The 17316-nt window shown below is 67.9% G+C and carries 19 protein-coding genes; 9 read left to right on the plus strand and 10 right to left on the minus strand.

From position 1 onward, the window contains the following. The first annotated feature begins 47 nt into the window (after nt 1-47). From G6N27_RS09335 to G6N27_RS09345, 3 genes are all read left to right on the plus strand, one after another. A complete protein-coding gene (locus tag G6N27_RS09335) occupies nt 48-1415 on the plus strand; it encodes a lytic transglycosylase domain-containing protein (protein WP_372512927.1) in 1368 nt (455 codons plus the stop codon). 80 nt (nt 1416-1495) lie between these two features. After that, the gene (locus G6N27_RS09340) at nt 1496-2626 is read left to right on the plus strand and encodes an Mrp/NBP35 family ATP-binding protein (RefSeq protein ID WP_163776080.1); all 1131 of its coding nucleotides are present in this window, start codon (nt 1496-1498) and stop codon (nt 2624-2626) included. A 42-nt stretch (nt 2627-2668) separates the two neighbouring features. Further along, complete coding sequence (locus G6N27_RS09345) at nt 2669-3400, plus strand: DUF5642 family protein (RefSeq protein WP_163776081.1); 732 nt, start codon at nt 2669-2671, stop codon at nt 3398-3400. Nucleotides 3401-3403: 3 nt separating this feature from the next. Here the strand turns inward: G6N27_RS09345 and tatB are convergent, their stop codons facing one another. The 4 genes from tatB to sigE form a co-directional block, all read right to left on the minus strand. Beyond that, nucleotides 3404-3754 carry a Sec-independent protein translocase protein TatB gene (gene tatB, locus G6N27_RS09350; RefSeq protein ID WP_232065043.1) on the minus strand — a complete coding sequence of 117 codons (351 nt, stop codon included), beginning with the start codon at nt 3752-3754 and terminating at the stop codon, nt 3404-3406. 26 nt (nt 3755-3780) lie between these two features. Next, entirely contained in the window at nt 3781-5283 is a 1503-nt protein-coding gene (gene htrA, locus G6N27_RS09355; protein ID WP_163776083.1) for a serine protease HtrA, read from the minus strand. Between the two features lie 86 nt (nt 5284-5369). Then, the gene (rseA, locus tag G6N27_RS09360) at nt 5370-5837 is read right to left on the minus strand and encodes an anti-sigma E factor RseA (protein WP_276044318.1); all 468 of its coding nucleotides are present in this window, start codon (nt 5835-5837) and stop codon (nt 5370-5372) included. A gap of 110 nt (nt 5838-5947) precedes the next feature. Continuing rightward, nucleotides 5948-6712, minus strand: coding sequence for an RNA polymerase sigma factor SigE (gene sigE / locus G6N27_RS09365; protein ID WP_163776084.1), 765 nt, complete (start codon nt 6710-6712; stop codon nt 5948-5950). 211 nt (nt 6713-6923) lie between these two features. Between sigE and G6N27_RS09370 the strand changes: the two genes are divergently transcribed. From G6N27_RS09370 to G6N27_RS09390, 5 genes are all read left to right on the plus strand, one after another. After that, entirely contained in the window at nt 6924-7592 is a 669-nt protein-coding gene (locus G6N27_RS09370) for an O-methyltransferase (protein ID WP_163776085.1), read from the plus strand. A gap of 73 nt (nt 7593-7665) precedes the next feature. Continuing rightward, the gene (locus tag G6N27_RS09375; RefSeq protein WP_163776086.1) at nt 7666-8310 is read left to right on the plus strand and encodes a TetR/AcrR family transcriptional regulator; all 645 of its coding nucleotides are present in this window, start codon (nt 7666-7668) and stop codon (nt 8308-8310) included. After that, nucleotides 8297-9196 carry an ABC transporter ATP-binding protein gene (locus G6N27_RS09380; RefSeq protein WP_163776087.1) on the plus strand — a complete coding sequence of 300 codons (900 nt, stop codon included), beginning with the start codon at nt 8297-8299 and terminating at the stop codon, nt 9194-9196. The genes G6N27_RS09375 and G6N27_RS09380 overlap by 14 nt, the downstream gene beginning before the upstream one ends. Next, complete coding sequence (locus G6N27_RS09385; protein ID WP_163776088.1) at nt 9193-10827, plus strand: ABC transporter permease; 1635 nt, start codon at nt 9193-9195, stop codon at nt 10825-10827. Before G6N27_RS09380 ends, G6N27_RS09385 begins: the two co-directional genes overlap by 4 nt. A gap of 10 nt (nt 10828-10837) precedes the next feature. Beyond that, nucleotides 10838-11512, plus strand: a complete 675-nt coding sequence (locus G6N27_RS09390; protein ID WP_163776089.1) for a methyltransferase family protein — start codon at nt 10838-10840, stop codon at nt 11510-11512. A 3-nt stretch (nt 11513-11515) separates the two neighbouring features. Here G6N27_RS09390 and glgC read toward each other — a convergent pair whose 3' ends face one another. Beyond that, entirely contained in the window at nt 11516-12730 is a 1215-nt protein-coding gene (gene glgC / locus G6N27_RS09395; RefSeq protein WP_163776090.1) for a glucose-1-phosphate adenylyltransferase, read from the minus strand. A 171-nt stretch (nt 12731-12901) separates the two neighbouring features. Here glgC and glgA point away from each other — a divergent pair, with 171 nt between their 5' ends. Beyond that, nucleotides 12902-14065 carry a glycogen synthase gene (glgA, locus tag G6N27_RS09400; RefSeq protein ID WP_163776091.1) on the plus strand — a complete coding sequence of 388 codons (1164 nt, stop codon included), beginning with the start codon at nt 12902-12904 and terminating at the stop codon, nt 14063-14065. A gap of 8 nt (nt 14066-14073) precedes the next feature. Here glgA and G6N27_RS09405 read toward each other — a convergent pair whose 3' ends face one another. The 5 genes from G6N27_RS09405 to folP form a co-directional block, all read right to left on the minus strand. Then, the gene (locus tag G6N27_RS09405) at nt 14074-14241 is read right to left on the minus strand and encodes a DUF3117 domain-containing protein (protein ID WP_003406247.1); all 168 of its coding nucleotides are present in this window, start codon (nt 14239-14241) and stop codon (nt 14074-14076) included. A 103-nt stretch (nt 14242-14344) separates the two neighbouring features. Then, nucleotides 14345-14932 carry a DNA-3-methyladenine glycosylase I gene (locus G6N27_RS09410; RefSeq protein WP_163776092.1) on the minus strand — a complete coding sequence of 196 codons (588 nt, stop codon included), beginning with the start codon at nt 14930-14932 and terminating at the stop codon, nt 14345-14347. Then, on the minus strand, nt 14919-15260 hold the full coding sequence (locus tag G6N27_RS09415; protein ID WP_163776093.1) for a DivIVA domain-containing protein: 342 nt from the start codon (nt 15258-15260) through the stop codon (nt 14919-14921). Before G6N27_RS09415 ends, G6N27_RS09410 begins: the two co-directional genes overlap by 14 nt. A gap of 33 nt (nt 15261-15293) precedes the next feature. After that, nucleotides 15294-16268, minus strand: coding sequence for a glucosyl-3-phosphoglycerate synthase (locus tag G6N27_RS09420; protein ID WP_163776094.1), 975 nt, complete (start codon nt 16266-16268; stop codon nt 15294-15296). Further along, nucleotides 16265-17089 (minus strand): dihydropteroate synthase, encoded by an 825-nt coding sequence (gene folP, locus G6N27_RS09425; protein ID WP_232065045.1) that lies wholly within the window; start codon nt 17087-17089, stop codon nt 16265-16267. Before folP ends, G6N27_RS09420 begins: the two co-directional genes overlap by 4 nt. Between the last annotated feature and the right edge of the window lie 227 nt (nt 17090-17316).

Below are 17316 nucleotides of genomic sequence, written 5' to 3' on the forward strand. Positions count from 1 at the left end.
ACGAAGAGGTCGTCGGGAGCGCTCGAATACCACGGAAGGTCGATCGAGTGCGGGTAGGGGAACGCATGGGCGCGCGTCCGGCCCTTGCACAACTGCGGCAGCGGGTCGTCCGCATGCCCAAGCCCCCCAAAGTCCCCCGCCCAGTGGTCTCCGCGGCGTCTACAGTGACGGCCGCGACGACGACCATTCAGGACGCGCTGACCCGTACGGCGCGGAGTCCGGCGTTCGGGGTGGTGATCATCGCCAGCCTGATCTTCACCGGTGTCGAGGGCGCCACCGCGCCGCCGTACCCGATGTCGAAGTCGACGGTGCACGGCGCCGCCATCACTCCCGTCGCCGCCGTCACCCGCGCCTCCACCGACCCGACCGGGCCCCTGGTGGTCGCCGCCCTGCATCCGAAGGTCGGCTTCCACATCGCCGAGGCCACGGCGTCTGCTCCCCCGCCCACAGTCGTCGTGAATACGCCGGGCGCACTGGGCATTCCGATGACGGCGCTGACCGCCTACCGCAACGCCGAGCGGATGATGGCGACCGCCGACCCGAACTGCGGCATCAGCTGGAACCTGCTCGCCGGTATCGGGCGTATCGAATCCGGACACGCCAACAACGGCGCCACCGACGTCCACGGCACCGCCGTACGACCGATCTACGGGCCGACCCTGGACGGGACGCTGCCCGGCAACGAGGTCGTCGTCCAGGGCAACACCGGTGGACGGATCAGCTACGCCCGCGCGATGGGGCCGATGCAGTTCCTGCCGGGCACCTGGGCGCGCTACGCCGCCGACGGCGACGGCGACGGCAAGGCCGACCCGCAGAACCTCTACGACTCCACCCTGGCCGCCGCCCGCTACCTGTGCAGCGGCGGGCTCAACCTGCGCGACCAGTCGCAGGTGCTGTCGTCGATCCTGCGCTACAACAACTCGATGCCGTACGCGCAGAACGTGCTGGGCTGGGCGGCGGCGTATGCCACCGGCGTCATCCCGGTCGACCTGCCGCCGATCACCGGACCGCCGCCGCCGCTGGGCGACGCGCACCTGGAGAACGCCGAGGGCCTGGGACCGAACCTGCCGCTGAACATGCACGGGCTGCCGTCCACCGACCCGCTGGCCAGGGTGCCGCTGATCGACCTGAGCGGTACGTCGAACAGCATCAACCAGCCGGTACTGCCGTGGCAACAGCAGCAGACCGCGTCGGCATACGGGCCGTCCTGCACGGTGATCTGCATCGGGACCGAGACCGGAGCACCCCAGCAGACGTTCAACACGCCGCCGTCCAGCGCGATGGCGCCCGCTCCGGACATGTTCCCGGCGCCGCCGCCGAATTTGTTCTCCGCCCCGCCACCGGCCGCACCGCCGCCAGCCGACGCACCCGCCGCACCGGCCGGCCCGCCGCCTGCGCCCGCTCCGGCCAACTAACGCAGACGCTGGACTTGAAGGTCCGCCTCCTCAACGGGCCGAAACGGTCCGCATCGTCGGCGAACTAGACTCGGGCAGTGATGTCCGATCTAACTTCAGGCGTTCGCGCCGCGCTGGCCAAGGTGATCGACCCTGAGCTGCGCCGCCCCATCACCGAGCTCGGAATGGTCAAAGGCATCGAGGTCGGCCCCGGCGGCGACGTCCACGTCGAGATCTACCTGACCACGTCCGCGTGCCCGAAGAAAGCCGAGATCAGCGACCGGGTCCGGCAAGCCGTCGCCGACGTGCCGGGCACCGGAGCGGTGCGGGTCAGCCTGGACGTCATGAACGACGAGCAGCGCACCGAGCTGCGCAAGCAGCTGCGCGGCGACTCCCGTGAGCCGGTCATCCCCTTCGCCCAGCCCGGATCGCTGACCCGGGTCTATGCCGTCGCGTCCGGCAAGGGCGGCGTCGGCAAGTCGACCGTGACGGTCAACCTTGCCGCGGCGATGGCCGCGCGCGGTCTGGCGGTCGGACTGCTCGACGCCGACATTCACGGCCACTCGATCCCGCGGATGATGGGCACCACCGACCGGCCCACCCAGGTGGAGTCGATGATTCTGCCGCCGATCGCGCACGAGGTGAAGGTCATCTCGATCGCCCAGTTCGTCCAGGAGAACACCCCGGTGGTGTGGCGCGGTCCGATGCTGCACCGGGCTCTGCAGCAGTTCCTGGCCGACGTGTACTGGGGCGACCTGGACGTTCTGCTGCTCGACCTGCCACCGGGAACCGGCGACATCGCGATCTCGGTCGCTCAGCTGATCCCGAACGCCGAGATCGTGGTGGTGACAACACCGCAAGTGGCGGCGGCCGAGGTCGCCGAGCGGGCAGGCAGTATCGCGCTGCAGACCAAACAACGAGTGGTCGGCGTGGTGGAGAACATGTCCGGTCTGCTGCTGCCGGACGGCTCGACGTTGCAGGTGTTCGGCGAAGGCGGCGGCGCGCAGGTCGCCGAGCGGCTGACCCGTCAGATGGGCGTCGACGTGCCACTGCTCGGGCAGATCCCGCTGGACCCGGCCTTGGTCGCGGCCGGAGATGCCGGGGTGCCGATCGTGCTCAGCGCCCCCGACTCGCCGGTCGGCAAGGAGTTGCGCGGCGTCGCCGACACGCTTTCGGCGAGGCGTCGCGGCCTGGCCGGCATGTCGCTGGGACTGGACACCAGCCGCCGCTGAAGCTGCTGGGTGCCACGGCATTCCAGCGGTAGGGTGAGCCGCATGCTGACTTCTCCGCAACAGGCAACGCGGCATATTGCGTCGACGCTAACGGCAGTCGGCATCATCACCTTCACCGTCGCGGCCTGCGGAGCGTCGGACCAGTCCAAGCCGCCGAGTTCGTCCGCCGCCCAGGAGCCGTCGTCGAGCGGCGCGACTGCGGCAGCACCGGCTTCCAAGTACGACATCTCCAAGGTCGATAGCGTCAAAGACGCTATGCCCCCGGGCTTCAAACCGGACCCGCGCCCCGAGATCATCTTGAACCAGGGCGACATCGACAACCCAAAGATCATCCCGTTCACCAAAGCGAAGTTCGATCCGCCGCAATGCCGCGCGCTGGTCATTCCGCCCTACATCGACCCGACCGTCGGCGCCCGGGCCGCGGGGCTGAGCGCAGAAGGCGATCAGGGCGAAATCTTTGTCGTCGCAATGAATTTGCCGAAGCCGATCCCGGCTACTCCGCTACCGGCAGGATGCGACCACGTCGGGCTGTCCGGCTCTCCCGAGGCGACAGGGTCCGCCGAGTCCATTCCCGGACCCCGGATCGACGGCGTCACCACGACCGGGGTCAAGCTCACGCCCTCCGACGACAACGCCCCTTCGGAGTACATCTTCACCGCCGAACTCGGGGACCAGACGTCGATCGCGATCATGGGTGGCACCGTCGATGAACTCAACCCCCAGCAGGTGCTGTCAGATCTTCTGGTGAAGGCCACCAACGCCGTAAGAGGCTAGTGATTACGTGGCGTCGGGGTCGAACGGCGCCGGCGATGGCGGCGGCGTGACCGGTTGCGGCACAACGTTATCCGAGACCGCAGGCCGGTCGAAGTTGCCGGTGAAAAGCGAGTCGTCGCCGTCGAACAGATGCTTGGCCAAAGCGGCCCGCGGTGTCATGCCGCGCAGCTTCTGCAACTCGCTCAGCGGCTGACGCAGGTCGTCAAACTCGGGCCCGATGTCCTCGCGCAGTTGGGTCGTCATGCCGGACAGGTAATCGCGAGCCTGCCGCAGCGCGCTGGACGTCCACCGGACCGCGCCGGGCAGTCGTTCAGGCCCCAAGACCACCAGCCCCACCACCAGCAGGACCAGCATCTCGCTCCAGCCGACGTTGGCGAACACTAGCCGCCTTCCGGCCCCGGAGTCACTGTGAGGGTGACGTGCCGGCCGTCGCGGACCACCTCGATCGGCGCCGGCTGCCCAATCGTCAACTGGCGCACCGCGACAACGAATTCCTCGGCGTCGGCCACCCCGCGGTTGCCGACCTTGACCACCACGTCGTTCTCCAGGATCCCGCCCTTTTCGGCGGGGCTACCGGCTTTGACGTTGGCGACCTGCGCGCCCTGGGCGATCTCGTTGCTCACCGAGCGGGTGCTCACACCCAGCGTCGGGTGGACGATCTTGCCGTCCTTGATCAGCGTCTGCGCAACCAGTTTCGCCTCGTTGACCGGGATCGCGAACCCGAGCCCGCTGGCGCTGTCGGACAGCGACTTGCCCGCGGTGTTGATACCGATGACCTGAGAGTCCATGTTGATCAGCGGGCCGCCGGAGTTCCCGTGGTTGATCGATGCGTCGGTCTGGATGCCGTCGATCACGGTGTCGGTGTCAGAACCCTCCCCCGACAACGGAATCGGGCGATGCAGCGCGCTGACGATGCCCTCGGTGACGGTGCTGCGCAGACCCAGCGGGGCACCGGCGGCCAACACCTCGTCACCCACCCGGACCTTGTCGGAGTCGCCGAGCCTGGCGACGGTCAAGTTGTTGACGTTGTCCACCTTGAGCACGGCCAGGTCGGTCTTGGGGTCGCGGCCGACCAGGTTGGCCGGCACTTCTTTGCCGTCGTTGAACACCACGGTGGTCTTGAACTGGCTCGGGTTGTTGGCCGCTTCGGAGATGACGTGGTTGTTGGTGACGATGTAGCCCTTGCCGTCGATGACGAAGCCGGAGCCCTGCATGCCCTCCTGGTCGCTGACCGACTGGATCGTCACCACCGAATCAGCTATGGCCGCAGCTACTTTGGCGAACCGACCGGCGGGCGCTTCGCTGTTGCCATTGGTCGACAACGACACCTTGGAGGTGGTGAACGCCTGGACAACCTCGGCGGTCTTGCGGCCGATCACGCCGCCGACCATGCCGATCAGCAAAGCCAGGACGGCGAGGACCGCGAGCGCCAGGTAGGAGACCCGCCCGCCGAAGAGCACATCGCGCACACCGAGCCGGCCGCCGGCATCGCCGTCGCCGTGAGCGACAGAACGCGCAACCGCCGGCTCACCGAGCGCCGCGGCCGCACCGGGATCACGCCAGGGATCTTCGGGATCCTCGTCCTGGTCCCTGTTCTTGCCGTCGTCGAGCGCGCCCGCATCGGTGGGGTGGCGCTGCAGCGAATCGGCTCCGGGGAACGGCCGTCCGAAGGCCTCCGTCAGCACCGGGTCGGCGGGTTCGTCGTGCGGGGTGAACTCGCCCTGGTCGCGGTACTTCGACGGGCGCACCCGCTCGGCGACGAACGAGCCCTGCACGCCATCGGGACGGCTGAAAGCCTGGCGCGACGCGGCATCGACCGGCGGCCGGGACACGGGTCGCGGCGCCAGCCGGGGGGCGCCGTTGTTGTCTTGATCGGAGCTCACGTCATCCTCTTCCGAACGCGGGGCAAACGCGCTTTATGGACTCGAGCACGGCGCCGCGCACCGGCTTGACAAAACTGGTGTCCACCCTACCGAGGCTCTGGGTGATCGCGCGGGTTGCCGTCGGCGAATCGATCGGACGGCCTGGCTCGACGCTCCGGTGGTGGGGCACCATGTCCGCGGCCACGGGGCGGCCCCCACTGACCGCGCTGCTGCCCGCCCGCATCGTCGTCGGGAGGGCAGTGCGGGATCTGCGACAGCAATCCCAGCAACGAGCTGGGGATTCTGATCGGATGGGAGTCGCGTAGCGCGGCACGGGCCCGGCGATGACCCTCCACTTCGGCGGCGCAATCCGGACACAGGGATATGTGGTGCGCCGCGCGCAGGTGGGCATTCATCCGCAGCTCGCCGTCGACGAACGCCGCGATGGCCTCGGTCGACAGGTGTTCGGTGGAGCCGAATTGCCGTGGAGCGCCCACCGGGGCGTCACTCTGCGAGGCGAACTGAGCGGGGAGCCAGGAGAACGCGCGGCGGAAGACATGACCCCGCTCGGCCATCACCAGCTCCCCTCGATATGTCAGCGTCCAGAAGTGTCGGGCACTACCTCGAATGTAGCGCGCTGGGCGTCGCGGAACACCAATGAACAGCCGATCTACGGGCTTGTGTCTTAGTCGGCCAGGCCCGGTAGCGCGCCGGTCACGTTGTCGGAGTGCGCGGCCAAATAGTCGCGCAGTGCCTGACGGCCGCGGTGAATGCGGCTGCGCACGGTGCCCAGCTTGACGCCCAGCGTCGCGCCGATCTCCTCGTAGGACAGACCTTCGATGTCACACAACACCACGGCCGCGCGGAACTCCGGCGGCAGCGAATCCAGGGCGGCCTGCAGGTCGGGGCCCAGCCGCGAGTCGTGGTAGATCTCCTCGGGATTGGGCTCGTCGGCGGGCACCCGATCGTAATCCTCGGGCAACGCCTCCATCCGGACCCGGCCGCGACGGCGGACCATGTCCAGGAACAAGTTAGTGGTGATGCGGTGCAACCAGCCCTCGAACGTCCCCGGCTGGTAGTTCTGCACCGACCGGAAGACCCTGATGAAGGTCTCCTGGGTCAGATCCTCGGCGTCGTGCTGATTACCGGAGAGGCGGTAAGCCAGCCGATACACCCGATCGGCGTGCTGACGCACCAGCTCGTCCCACGACGGCATGGCCGTCTTGTCTCCAGTCGCGTCGAAGACCGCGGTGCCGTAGGGCTCCTCAGCGGGGTCGACCCAGTCAGCGTCGCGGTACCTTTCGGGGTGCGACATGCTGGCCGGGCTCATCAGTGTGGTGATGTTCAGATCCTCCGGGTTCAGACTGCCGTCAAAACTAGGCAATTCATCACCGCGCGCAACGCGAAGATGCCGAGATGTATTCCCGGACCAGCGGCCTCCACGCTCCATGGCAATACCGTCGCCTACCGGCGTATGTGCGATATGTGACCGCACTGAGCTTTGACTGAGAATGGCGTCCCGCGAAGCCGTTGCGCTGGCCGAATCGGATATCAATGAGACTTCTATAAGAGCGGCGCCGTCGGCGTGTCGCAATGCGCCCGAGAACCTGTGCCGGGCGCGCCTGATCGCACTCGGCTGGGGTTGGACTTACGCTGCGGGAATGGCCACCACCGACCGCACGCCAGGCCAGTCGGCGCCGACGAGTCGGGCCGAACAGCTCTCAGCGCACGCCGAGGGCTCGATCTCCGAAGACGCCGTGCTGCTGGCCGCCCGCGAGCGCGCCGCCGACATCGGCGTCGGCGCGGTGACACCCGCGGTCGGCGCGCTGCTGAGCCTGCTGACCAAGCTCAGCGGCGGCAAAGCCGTCGTCGAGGTCGGTACCGGCGCCGGGGTGAGCAGCCTGTGGCTGCTGTCGGGCATGAGCGAAGACGGCGTGCTGACCACCATCGACATCGAGCCCGAACACCAGCGGATCGCCAAGGAGGCATTGTCCGACGGCGGCATCGGCCCGTCGCGGACCCGGCTGATCAGCGGTCGCGCGCAGGACGTGCTGACCCGGCTGGCCGACGGCTCCTACGACCTGGTCTTCATCGACGCCGACCCGCTCGACCAGCCGGAATACGTGATCGAGGGCATCCGGCTGCTGCGCTCCGGCGGGGCGATCGTCGTGCACGGCGCGGCCTTGGGCGGACGGGCCGGCGATCCGGCGGCCCGCGATGCCGAGGTGGCGGCGGTACGCGAGGCAGCGCGGCTGATCGCCGAGAACGAGCTGCTCACGCCCGCGCTGGTGCCGCTCGGCGACGGCCTGCTGGCCGCCGTCCGGGACTGATCCCGACCTTTTACGAATTCGTGACGGTGCAAATCCTTGACGTGTGACTGAACGAGTGTTTAGCATTCTAAACATGCGTTCAGCCGACGATCTGACCGCCGCGGCCCGGATTCGGGACGCCGCGATCAAGTGCTTCGGCGAGCAGGGGTTCAATGTCGGCCTGCGCTCGATCGCCGAGTCGGCCGGTGTGAGCGCGGCGCTGGTCATCCACCACTTCGGATCCAAAGACGGCCTGCGCAAGGCCTGCGACGACTACGTCGCCGAGGAGATCCGCAGCGTTAAGTCCGAGGCGATGAACTCCAGCGACCCGGCGACCTGGTTCGCGGCGATGGCCGAGATCGAGGAGTACGCGCCGCTGATGGCCTACCTGGTGCGCAGCATGCAGACCGGTGGTGAGCTTGCGAAAATGCTGTGGCGCACCATGATCGACAATGCCGCGAGCTACCTGGACGAGGGCGTCCGCAGCGGCATCCTGAAGCCCAGCCGTGATCCGGCTGCCCGGGCCAAGTACCTGGCGATCACCGGTGGCGGCGGCTTCCTGCTGTACATCCAGATGCACGACACCCCAACCGATCTGCGGGCGGTGCTGCGCGACTACGCCGCTGACATGGTGCTGCCCGCCCTCGAGCTCTACACCGACGGCCTGATGACCGACAGCCACATGTACGAAGCCTTCCTGGCCCAAGAAGAAAAAGGAGAAGTGGATGCACCCGATTGAGATCCGGGATCTGACCAAGACTTTCGGCTCGGTTCAGGCGCTCGACGGCCTGAATCTGACCGTCCGCGAGGGCGAGGTGCACGGTTTCCTCGGCCCCAACGGCGCCGGCAAGTCCACGACCATCCGCGTTCTGCTGGGTGTGGTGAAAGCCGACGGCGGGGCGGTGCGGCTGCTCGGCGGCGACCCCTGGCACGACGCGGTCGAACTACACCGGCAGATCGCCTATGTGCCCGGCGATGTGACGTTGTGGCCTAACCTGACCGGCGGGGAGACCATCGACCTGCTGGCCCGGATGCGCGGCGGCATCGACGAGGCGCGCCGCGCCGAGCTGATCGAGCGGTTCGAACTCGATCCGCACAAGAAGGCGCGGACCTACTCCAAGGGCAACCGGCAGAAGGTCTCGCTGATCTCGGCCTTCTCGTCACGGGCGCGGCTCCTGCTGCTCGACGAGCCGAGCAGCGGCCTGGACCCGTTGATGGAGAACATATTCCAGCAATGCGTCGCTGAGGCCCGCGATCGGGGCGCGACGGTGTTGCTGTCCAGTCACATCCTGGCCGAAACCGAGGCACTGTGTGAACGAGTGACGATCATCCGCGCCGGCAAGACCGTGGAGAGCGGCACGCTCGAGTCGATGCGGCACCTCAGCCGCACGTCGATCACCGCCGAATTGCTCAGGGATCCAGGCGATCTCACCCGGATTCGCGGCGTCGAAGACGTCAGCTACGAGGGCACCACGCTGCACGCCCATGTCGACAGCGAAGGCCTCGGCGAACTCATCCGGGTACTCGGCGACACCGGGGTGCGCAGCCTGGTCAGCCAGCCGCCCACCCTGGAAGAGCTCTTCCTGCGCCACTACGGCGTCGACCGAGAGCTGGCACGCTCATGACGACCACCCTAGAGCGGACGCACCATCACGAGGCGCCACAACGGGGTTCGGCCTTCACCGGGACGCGGGCGATGCTGCGACTGTATTTGCGTCGCGACCGGATCACTCTGCCGCTGTGGGTGTTGCTGCTGTCGCTCCCGTTGGCGACCGTCTATATCGGCAGCATCGAAAAGATCTACCCCGACCTGGCGTCCCGGGGCGCGTTCGCTGCCACCATCATGGCCAGCCCTGCGCAGCGGGCGATCTACGGGCAGATCTACAACGACAGTCTCGGTGCGACCGGCATCTGGAAAGCCGGGATGTTCCACACGCTGATCGCAGTGGCGGTCATCCTGACCGTCATCCGTCACACCCGCGCCGACGAGGAAAGCGGTCGCGCCGAACTGCTGGACTCCACCGCGGTCGGCCGATATGCCAATCTGACCGCGGCGCTGCTGCTGTCGTTCGGGGCCTCCCTGGCCACCGGCGCGCTCGGCGCGATCGGCCTGCTGGGCACCAGCGTCCCGGTGGGCGGGTCGCTGGCGTTCGGTGCCGCGCTGGCCTGCTCCGGGCTGGTGTTCACCGCCGTCGCCGCGGTGACCGCCCAGTTGTCGGCGAGCGCGCGGTTCGCTCGCGGCGCCGCATTCGCGGCGCTGGGCACGGCGTTCACCCTGCGCGCGGTCGGCGACGCCGGGTCGGGTGGGTTGTCGTGGCTCTCGCCGCTCGGCTGGTCGCTGCAGGTGCGCCCGTATGCCGGCGACCGGTGGTGGGTGCTGCTGCTGCACCTGGTCACGGCGGCTCTGCTGACCGCGCTGGCCTACCGACTGCTGGCCGGCCGCGACGTCGGCGCGGGACTGATCGCCGAACGTCCGGGCCCGGGCCGGGCAAACTCGTTGCTGCGCAACGCGTTCGGGTTGACGGTACGGCTGGATCGCGGCGCTGTCCTGCTGTGGACCGTCGGGTTGTGCTTGTACGGCCTGCTGATCGGCAGTGTCGTGCACGGCATCGGTGGCGAACTCGGCGGCGACACCGCCAAGGACATCGTCGTCAAGATGGGCGGCACCGCTGCACTGGAGCAGGCCTTCGTCGCGGTGGCGTTCTGCATGCTGGGCATGATCGCGGCCGCCTTCGCGATCTCGCTGGCGCTTCGGCTGCATCAAGAAGAGGCCGACCAGCGTGCCGAGACGCTGCTGGCCGGTGCGGTGAGCCGAAGTCGCTGGCTGACAGGTCATCTCGCCGCCGCATTGATCGGTTCCGCCGTCGCCATCGTCGTCGCCGGCGTGGCAGCAGGCCTGACCTACGGCATTGCTGCCGGCGATGTCGGCGGCAAACTATGGACGACTGTCGGCGCCGCACTCGTGCAGCTGCCGGCGGTGTGGTTGCCCGCCGCGGTGACCGTCGCCCTGTTCGGCATTGCGCCACGGTTCACCCCGCTGGCATGGGGCGTGCTGGTCGGGTTCGTCGCGCTGTATCTGATCGGCTCGCTGTCAGGATTTCCGCAGTGGGTGCTCGACGCCGAGCCGTTCGCGCATGTTCCGCGGGTGACGGGTGGAGATTTCACCGCGGTTCCATTGCTGTGGTTGCTGGCCATCGACGCCGCGCTGATCGCCGCCGGGTTGCTGGCGTTCCGTCGTCGCGACATCCGGGCCTGAGGGAGTTGCCATGAAACTGCTTGGGAGAGCGTCGCTGTCGGGCGTTGTGGGGATTCTGATATCGCTCGCGCTGCTGTTTGTGCCTGCCGGTACCTTCCGGTACTGGCAGGGCTGGGTCTTCTTGACGGTGTTCGCGCTGGCAACCTGGATTCCCACCATCTACCTGATGCGGACGAATCCGGCCGCCCTGGAACGCCGGATGCACGCCGGGCCGACAAAGGAAACCAGACCGGTCGAGAAGGCCATCATCGTGATCGCGTTCGCGTCGCTGGCGGCCATGGTCGTGGTCAGCGTGCTGGACCATCGCTTCGGCTGGTCGGTTGTGCCGCAGGCGGTCTCGGTGATCGGCGACGTCCTGGTCGTGCTCGGGCTGACGCTGGCGATGCTGGTGGTCGTCCAAAACGGTTATGCGGCAGCCAATATCACCGTCGAGTCGGGTCAATCCCTGGCGTCCACCGGACTGTACGGATTTGTACGCCATCCGATGTACCTGGGTGACGTGGTCATGATGCTGGGCGTTCCGCTGGCGCTCGGCTCGTATTGGGGGCTGCTGTTCGTGCTGCCGGGCGTGGCAGTGCTCGTCGTTCGTATTCGCGACGAAGAAAGCCTGCTCGAGCAGGAGTTGAGTGGTTACCAGGAGTACGAGCACAGGGTGCGCTACCGCCTGGCGCCTTACCTGTGGTGACGGTTAGATCCACACACCCTTGCCCACCGCGACGACGCCGCCGGCGCTGATCGCGAAGCGCTCGCGGTCCTTCTCCAAGTCCACCCCGACCATCTCGCCGGGCCCCACCACGACGTTCTTGTCCAAGATGGCGTGCCGCACGACGGCGCCGCGGCCCACCCGCGCGCCCGGCATGATCACACTGCCCTCAACGATCGCGCCGTCGTCGATGACGACGTTGGACGACAGCACCGAATTGCGTACGGAGGACGCCGAAATGATGCTGCCCGCACCCACCACCGACTCCTGGGCCGAGCCGCCGTTGACGAACTTGGCCGGCGCGAGGTTCTCCGACTCGCCGCGGATCGGCCAGCGCTTGTTGTAGAGGTTGAACACCGGGTGCACCGACACCAGATCCATGTGGGCGTCGTAGAAGGCATCCAACGTCCCGACGTCGCGCCAGTAACCGCGGTCGCGGTCGGTGGCGCCGGGCACGTCGTTGTCGTTGAAGTCGTACACCGCGGCCATGCCGTCGGTCACCAGGCGCGGGATGATGTCGCCGCCCATGTCGTGATCGGAGTGATCGTCGTCGGCGTCGGCGCGGATCGCGTCGATCAGCACCTTGGTGGTGAAGATGTAGTTGCCCATCGAGACGAACGTCGACTCCGGGTCGTCGGGGGTGCCGGGTGGTTCGACCGGCTTCTCGACGAAGCTGCGGATCCGTCCGGACTCGTCGGCGTCCAGGCATCCGAATGCGCTCGCCTCGGCACGCGGCACCCGAATGCCGGCCACCGTCGCCCCCGCGCCACTGTCGATGTGAAACCGCAGCATCTGCTCCGGGTCCATCCGGTACACGTGGTCGGCGCCGAAAACCACGATGTAGTCGGGATCCTCGTCGTAGATCAGGTTCAGCGACTGATAGATCGCGTCGGCGGAGCCGGTGTACCAGCGCGGGCCGAGCCGCTGCTGGGCCGGGACCGGGGTGATGTATTCACCGGCCAATCCCGACAACCGCCAGTTCTGCGAAATGTGGCGGTCCAACGAATGTGACTTGTACTGCGTGAGAACGCAGATCCTCAGATAGCGGGCGTTGACCAGATTGGACAGCACGAAGTCAACGAGCCGATAGGCGCCGCCGAAGGGAACCGCGGGCTTGGCCCGGTCGGCGGTCAACGGGTACAACCGCTTGCCCTCACCGCCGGCCATGACGATACCCAGCACGTGTGGCGCTTCCCTCATGCGTCAAACCTATCGGCCGTTGCGGACCCCTGCCAGATCAAATAGGTGAATACCCGCGCTGACGGATTGTCCATCAACCTTTTTGGACTACCGGCGAATCTACGTTGGGTACACCGGTAAGGGGGTGGTCCCCCCCTGCGCCATCGGCGGACGGCTACTACCGTGCCGGGTATGCGCGTCGCGATGATGACTCGGGAGTATCCGCCGGAGGTCTACGGCGGCGCCGGGGTACATGTCACCGAACTCGTCGCGCAATTGCGCCGGCTGTGTGACGTTGACGTGCACTGCCAGGGGGCGCCGCGACTCGGGGCGTACGCGTATCAGCCCGACGAGCAACTGCGCGGAGCCAACCCGGCGCTGTCGACGCTGTCGACGGATCTATTGATGGCCAACGCCGCCGCGGAGGCCACCGTCGTGCATTCGCACACCTGGTACGCCGGTATGGCCGGCCATCTGGCGTCATTGCTCTACGACGTCCCACATGTGCTGACCGCACACTCGCTGGAGCCGTTGCGGCCGTGGAAGGCCGAGCAGCTCGGCGGCGGCTACCGGATCTCGTCTTGGGTGGAACAGACGGCGGCCAACGCCGCCGACGCGGTGATCGCCGTCAGCCTGGGTATGCGCGGGGACGTGCTGAAGGTCTATCCGACGCTGGACCCCGACCGGGTGCACGTCGTGCGCAACGGAATCGACACCGCGGTCTGGTATCCAGCGCAACCGCAGCCCGACGAGTCGGTGCTCGCCGACCTCGGCGTCGACCGCAACCGGCCGATCGTCGCGTTCGTCGGGCGGATCACCCGGCAGAAAGGCGTCGCACATCTGCTGGCCGCCGCCCACAAGTTCGATCCGGACGTGCAGCTGGTGCTGTGCGCCGGGGCGCCCGACACACCGGAAATCGCCGCCGAGGTCAGCGCCGCGGTCGCTGACCTCGCCGCCTCGCGCACCGGCGTTTTCTGGGTCAGAGAGATGCTGCCGATCGGAAAGATTCGTGAAATACTCTCGGCTGCAGTAGTTTTCGTATGCCCGTCGGTCTACGAACCGTTGGGCATCGTCAACCTCGAGGCGATGGCCTGCGGTACCGCCGTGGTGGCCTCCGACGTCGGGGGCATACCCGAGGTGGTCGCCGACGGGTCGACCGGTTCGCTGGTGCACTACGACCCCGACGATGCAGCCGGCTACCGAAGCGGCCTCGCCGCCACGGTCAACGCCCTCGTCGCCGATCCGGCGCGGGCGGAGCGCTACGGCCGGGCGGGACGGCAGCGCTGCATCGCGGAATTCTCGTGGGCGCAGATCGCGCAACAGACCCTGGAGATCTACCAGAAAGTGTGCGCGTAACGGCGGGTCTAGCTGGTGACGCCCTTGAGTTCGTCACCGAGCGCGGCGGCTTCGTCGGGTGTGAGCTCGACGACGAGTCGGCCACCGCCTTCCAGCGGTACCCGCATCACGATGCCGCGCCCCTCCTTGGTCGCTTCCAGTGGACCGTCACCGGTCCGGGGCTTCATCGCCGCCATCGAGCACTCCCTCCAAATTCGAGCTGGCCCGTCAACTGCACATTCACCCCCCCATTGTTCCCTATCGCAGCCGGTGAGTGTGCATGACCTCCGCGTCGGCGTTTCAGTTGGCGGTTGGAGGGACCCAGCAGGCTTGGATGTGATCGTCGACCATCCCGGTCGCCTGCATCAGTGCGTACGCGGTCGTCGGGCCGACGAACCGGAATCCGCGGCGCTTCAGCTCGCGTGCCATCGCGGTGGATTCCGGTGTCGTGGCGGGCACGTCGGCCAGCGTCGCGGGCCGGGGTCGGGGCGCCGGGGCGAACGACCACAGCAACTCCGACAGATCGCCCCGGTCGTCGGCGGCGGCCCGCGCGTTGGCGATGGTCGCCTCGATCTTGGCCCGGTTGCGAACGATGCCCGGGTCGGCCATCAGCCGGGCCACGTCGGCGTCGGTGTAGCGGGCGATCTTGTCGACGTCGAAACCGTCGAACGCCTTCCGGAAGTTCTCCCGTTTACGCAGGATGATCAGCCAGGACAGGCCGCTCTGGAAGGCCTCCAGGCTCATCCGTTCGAACAGCGCCACCCGCCCGTCCAGCGGCTGGCCCCACTCGTGGTCGTGGTAGTCGCGGTAGAGCTCGAAATCGGCGCTGCCGGGCTTGCCGACCGCCCAGTCGCAGCGGACATGCCCGTCGTCGTCAGGCGTCGTCACCGGGCTCGTCCTCCGGGTCGTCGTCCGGCTCGTCAGCAGCGGCCGCCGCGTGCACCGACGAGAGCTCGCCGCGCAACTGGTCGAGCTCCTGGCCGAGCCGGTCCAGCACCCAGTCGACCTCGCTGGTCTTGTATCCACGGATCGTCTGGGTGAACTTCACCGCGTCGACGTCGGCGCCGGTGACGCCGGATGCGGGCAGGACGGTCGGCGTCGTCCCGCGCGGCAGCGGCGGTAGCGGCTCACCGCGACCGAACAGCAGGCTGGCCACCCCGAACAGCACGATCGCCACCAGGACCAGCACCACCAGGTAGAGCAACACCAACGCCACGGGGACGATATTGCCTTATGGGTACGACGTCGCTCAGCGCGGTCGGAGGGCGTTCATCGGCGGCCGGTCGGCCAGCGACACCGCCGAAGTCCGTGGCGTGTAGCCGTCACCGTCGACGAAGAACTGGGTGAGGCCCACGCCGGAGTCGGGAATGCCGCAGCGGGACAGCAGCGTCGCGACGACCTGACGGCTCATCGGGCCCAGCTCGGCCAGCGGCCGGTTGCGATGCGCCCGCACGCCGAGGTTGACCTGAGCGATCGCGTCTAGGCCCAGCCGGTCGTAGGTGTCGACGAGCAGGCCGATCTCCACGCCGTAGCCGGGCGCGAACGGCACCGAGGTGAGCAGCTCGCGGGTGGCCGCGTATTCGCCGCCGAGCGGTTGCAGCACACAGCTCAGTTCGGGTCGCAGCGCCGCGAGCAGGGGCCGTGCCACCAACTCGGTCACCCGGCCGCCGCCGGTGGCGCCTTCGCGGCCGCTGGCGTCATGGACGTTCAGGGGCCGCCGGTAGAAACTCTTGACCAGATGAACGCCGTCCTCGGTGAGCAGCGGTCCGAGCAGCCGCGGCACGAACATCGGGTGCGGCTCGATCAAATCCGAGTCGACGAAAACCACGATGTCGCCGCTGCTGGCCGCCAGTGAACGCCACAGCACCTCGCCCTTGCCGGGCCGCGGCGCGATCTCGGGCAGGGCTTGCTCGCGGGTGACGACGCGGGCGCCCGCGGCGATCGCCCGGATCTCGGTGTCGTCGGTGGATCCGGAGTCGAGCACGATCAGCTCGTCGACCAGCCCGCCGAGCAGCGGCGAGATGCTGTCGATCACCGATTCGACGGTGTCTTCCTCGTTGAGGGCGGGCAGCACCACCGAAATCGTCCGTTCGGCTTTGGCCGCCCGGAGCTCCTCCACCGTCCACTGCGGCCTGGTCCAGCAGCGATCGGCCAGCCAGACGTCACCGGGCAGGGCGGTCAGGGCGCCCTCAGCGGTGAGATCGACCAGCTCTGATGCCGTCATGCGAGTCCTCTCACCGTGCGCGCGGGCCGCCGCTGACCGTGGATCGACGCGACCATCTCCAGCACCCGTCGGGTCGGCCCGACCTCGTGGACCCGGAACATCCGCGCGCCCGCGGCAGCCGCGAGTGCGGTGGCCGCCAGGGTGCCCTCCAGCCGCTCGGTCAGTTCCACGCCTAGAGTCTCCCCGACGAAATCTTTGTTGCTCAACGCCATCAACACCGGCCACCCGGTGTTAACAAGATCTTCCATGTGGCGCAATAGCGCCAATCCGTGGAAGGTGTTCTTGCCGAAATCGTGGGTCGGGTCGATGAGAATCCGGCTGCGGTCGACGCCGGCGGCGACGGCTTTCTCGGCCGCGGTGGTGACTTCGTCGATCACGTCGTCAACCACGCCGCGGGTGCTGGTGCCGTAGCTGACCCGGAACGGGCGGGTGCGGGGGCGCGCGCCGCCGGTGTGCGAGCACACCAGTCCGGCGCCGTGTTCGGCGGCCACCTCAGGCATCGCGGGGTCGTAGCCGCCCCAACTGTCGTTGATCAGGTCCGCGCCGGCGCGCAACGCATGCCCGGCCACCTCCGAGCGCCAGGTGTCGATGCTGATCAGCTGATCGGGGTAGGCGTCTCGCAGCCACGCGATGAACGGCACAACGCGGGCGATCTCGGCCTGGGTGTCGATGCGCTCCCCCGGGCCGGCCTTGACCCCGCCCACGTCGATCACATCGGCACCCTCGGCGACGACGCGGTGGGCCGCCGCTTTGGCCGCGTCGTCGCTGAAGTTCGCCCCGCGGTCGTAGAACGAATCCGGCGTTCGATTGACGATCGCCATGATCAGCGGGCGATCGGCGCTGACCGGGCGGCCGCACAGGGTGGACTGCACCCTTATATGGTGCCTGCTGCTCTCGCCCGGCGACGGCCGAGGTGCGAGCAAAAGCTCACAAGACTCACGAGTCACTTCGGTCACTCTCCGGGTCGACCCGCCTTTTTTATTTCGCACGCACATGCGATATCACCGCGGGCTGATATCGCATGTGCCGACGATTTCGGAAAAGAGTG

It is taken from the genome of Mycobacterium cookii (assembly GCF_010727945.1).
GTDB lineage: Bacteria > Actinomycetota > Actinomycetes > Mycobacteriales > Mycobacteriaceae > Mycobacterium > Mycobacterium cookii.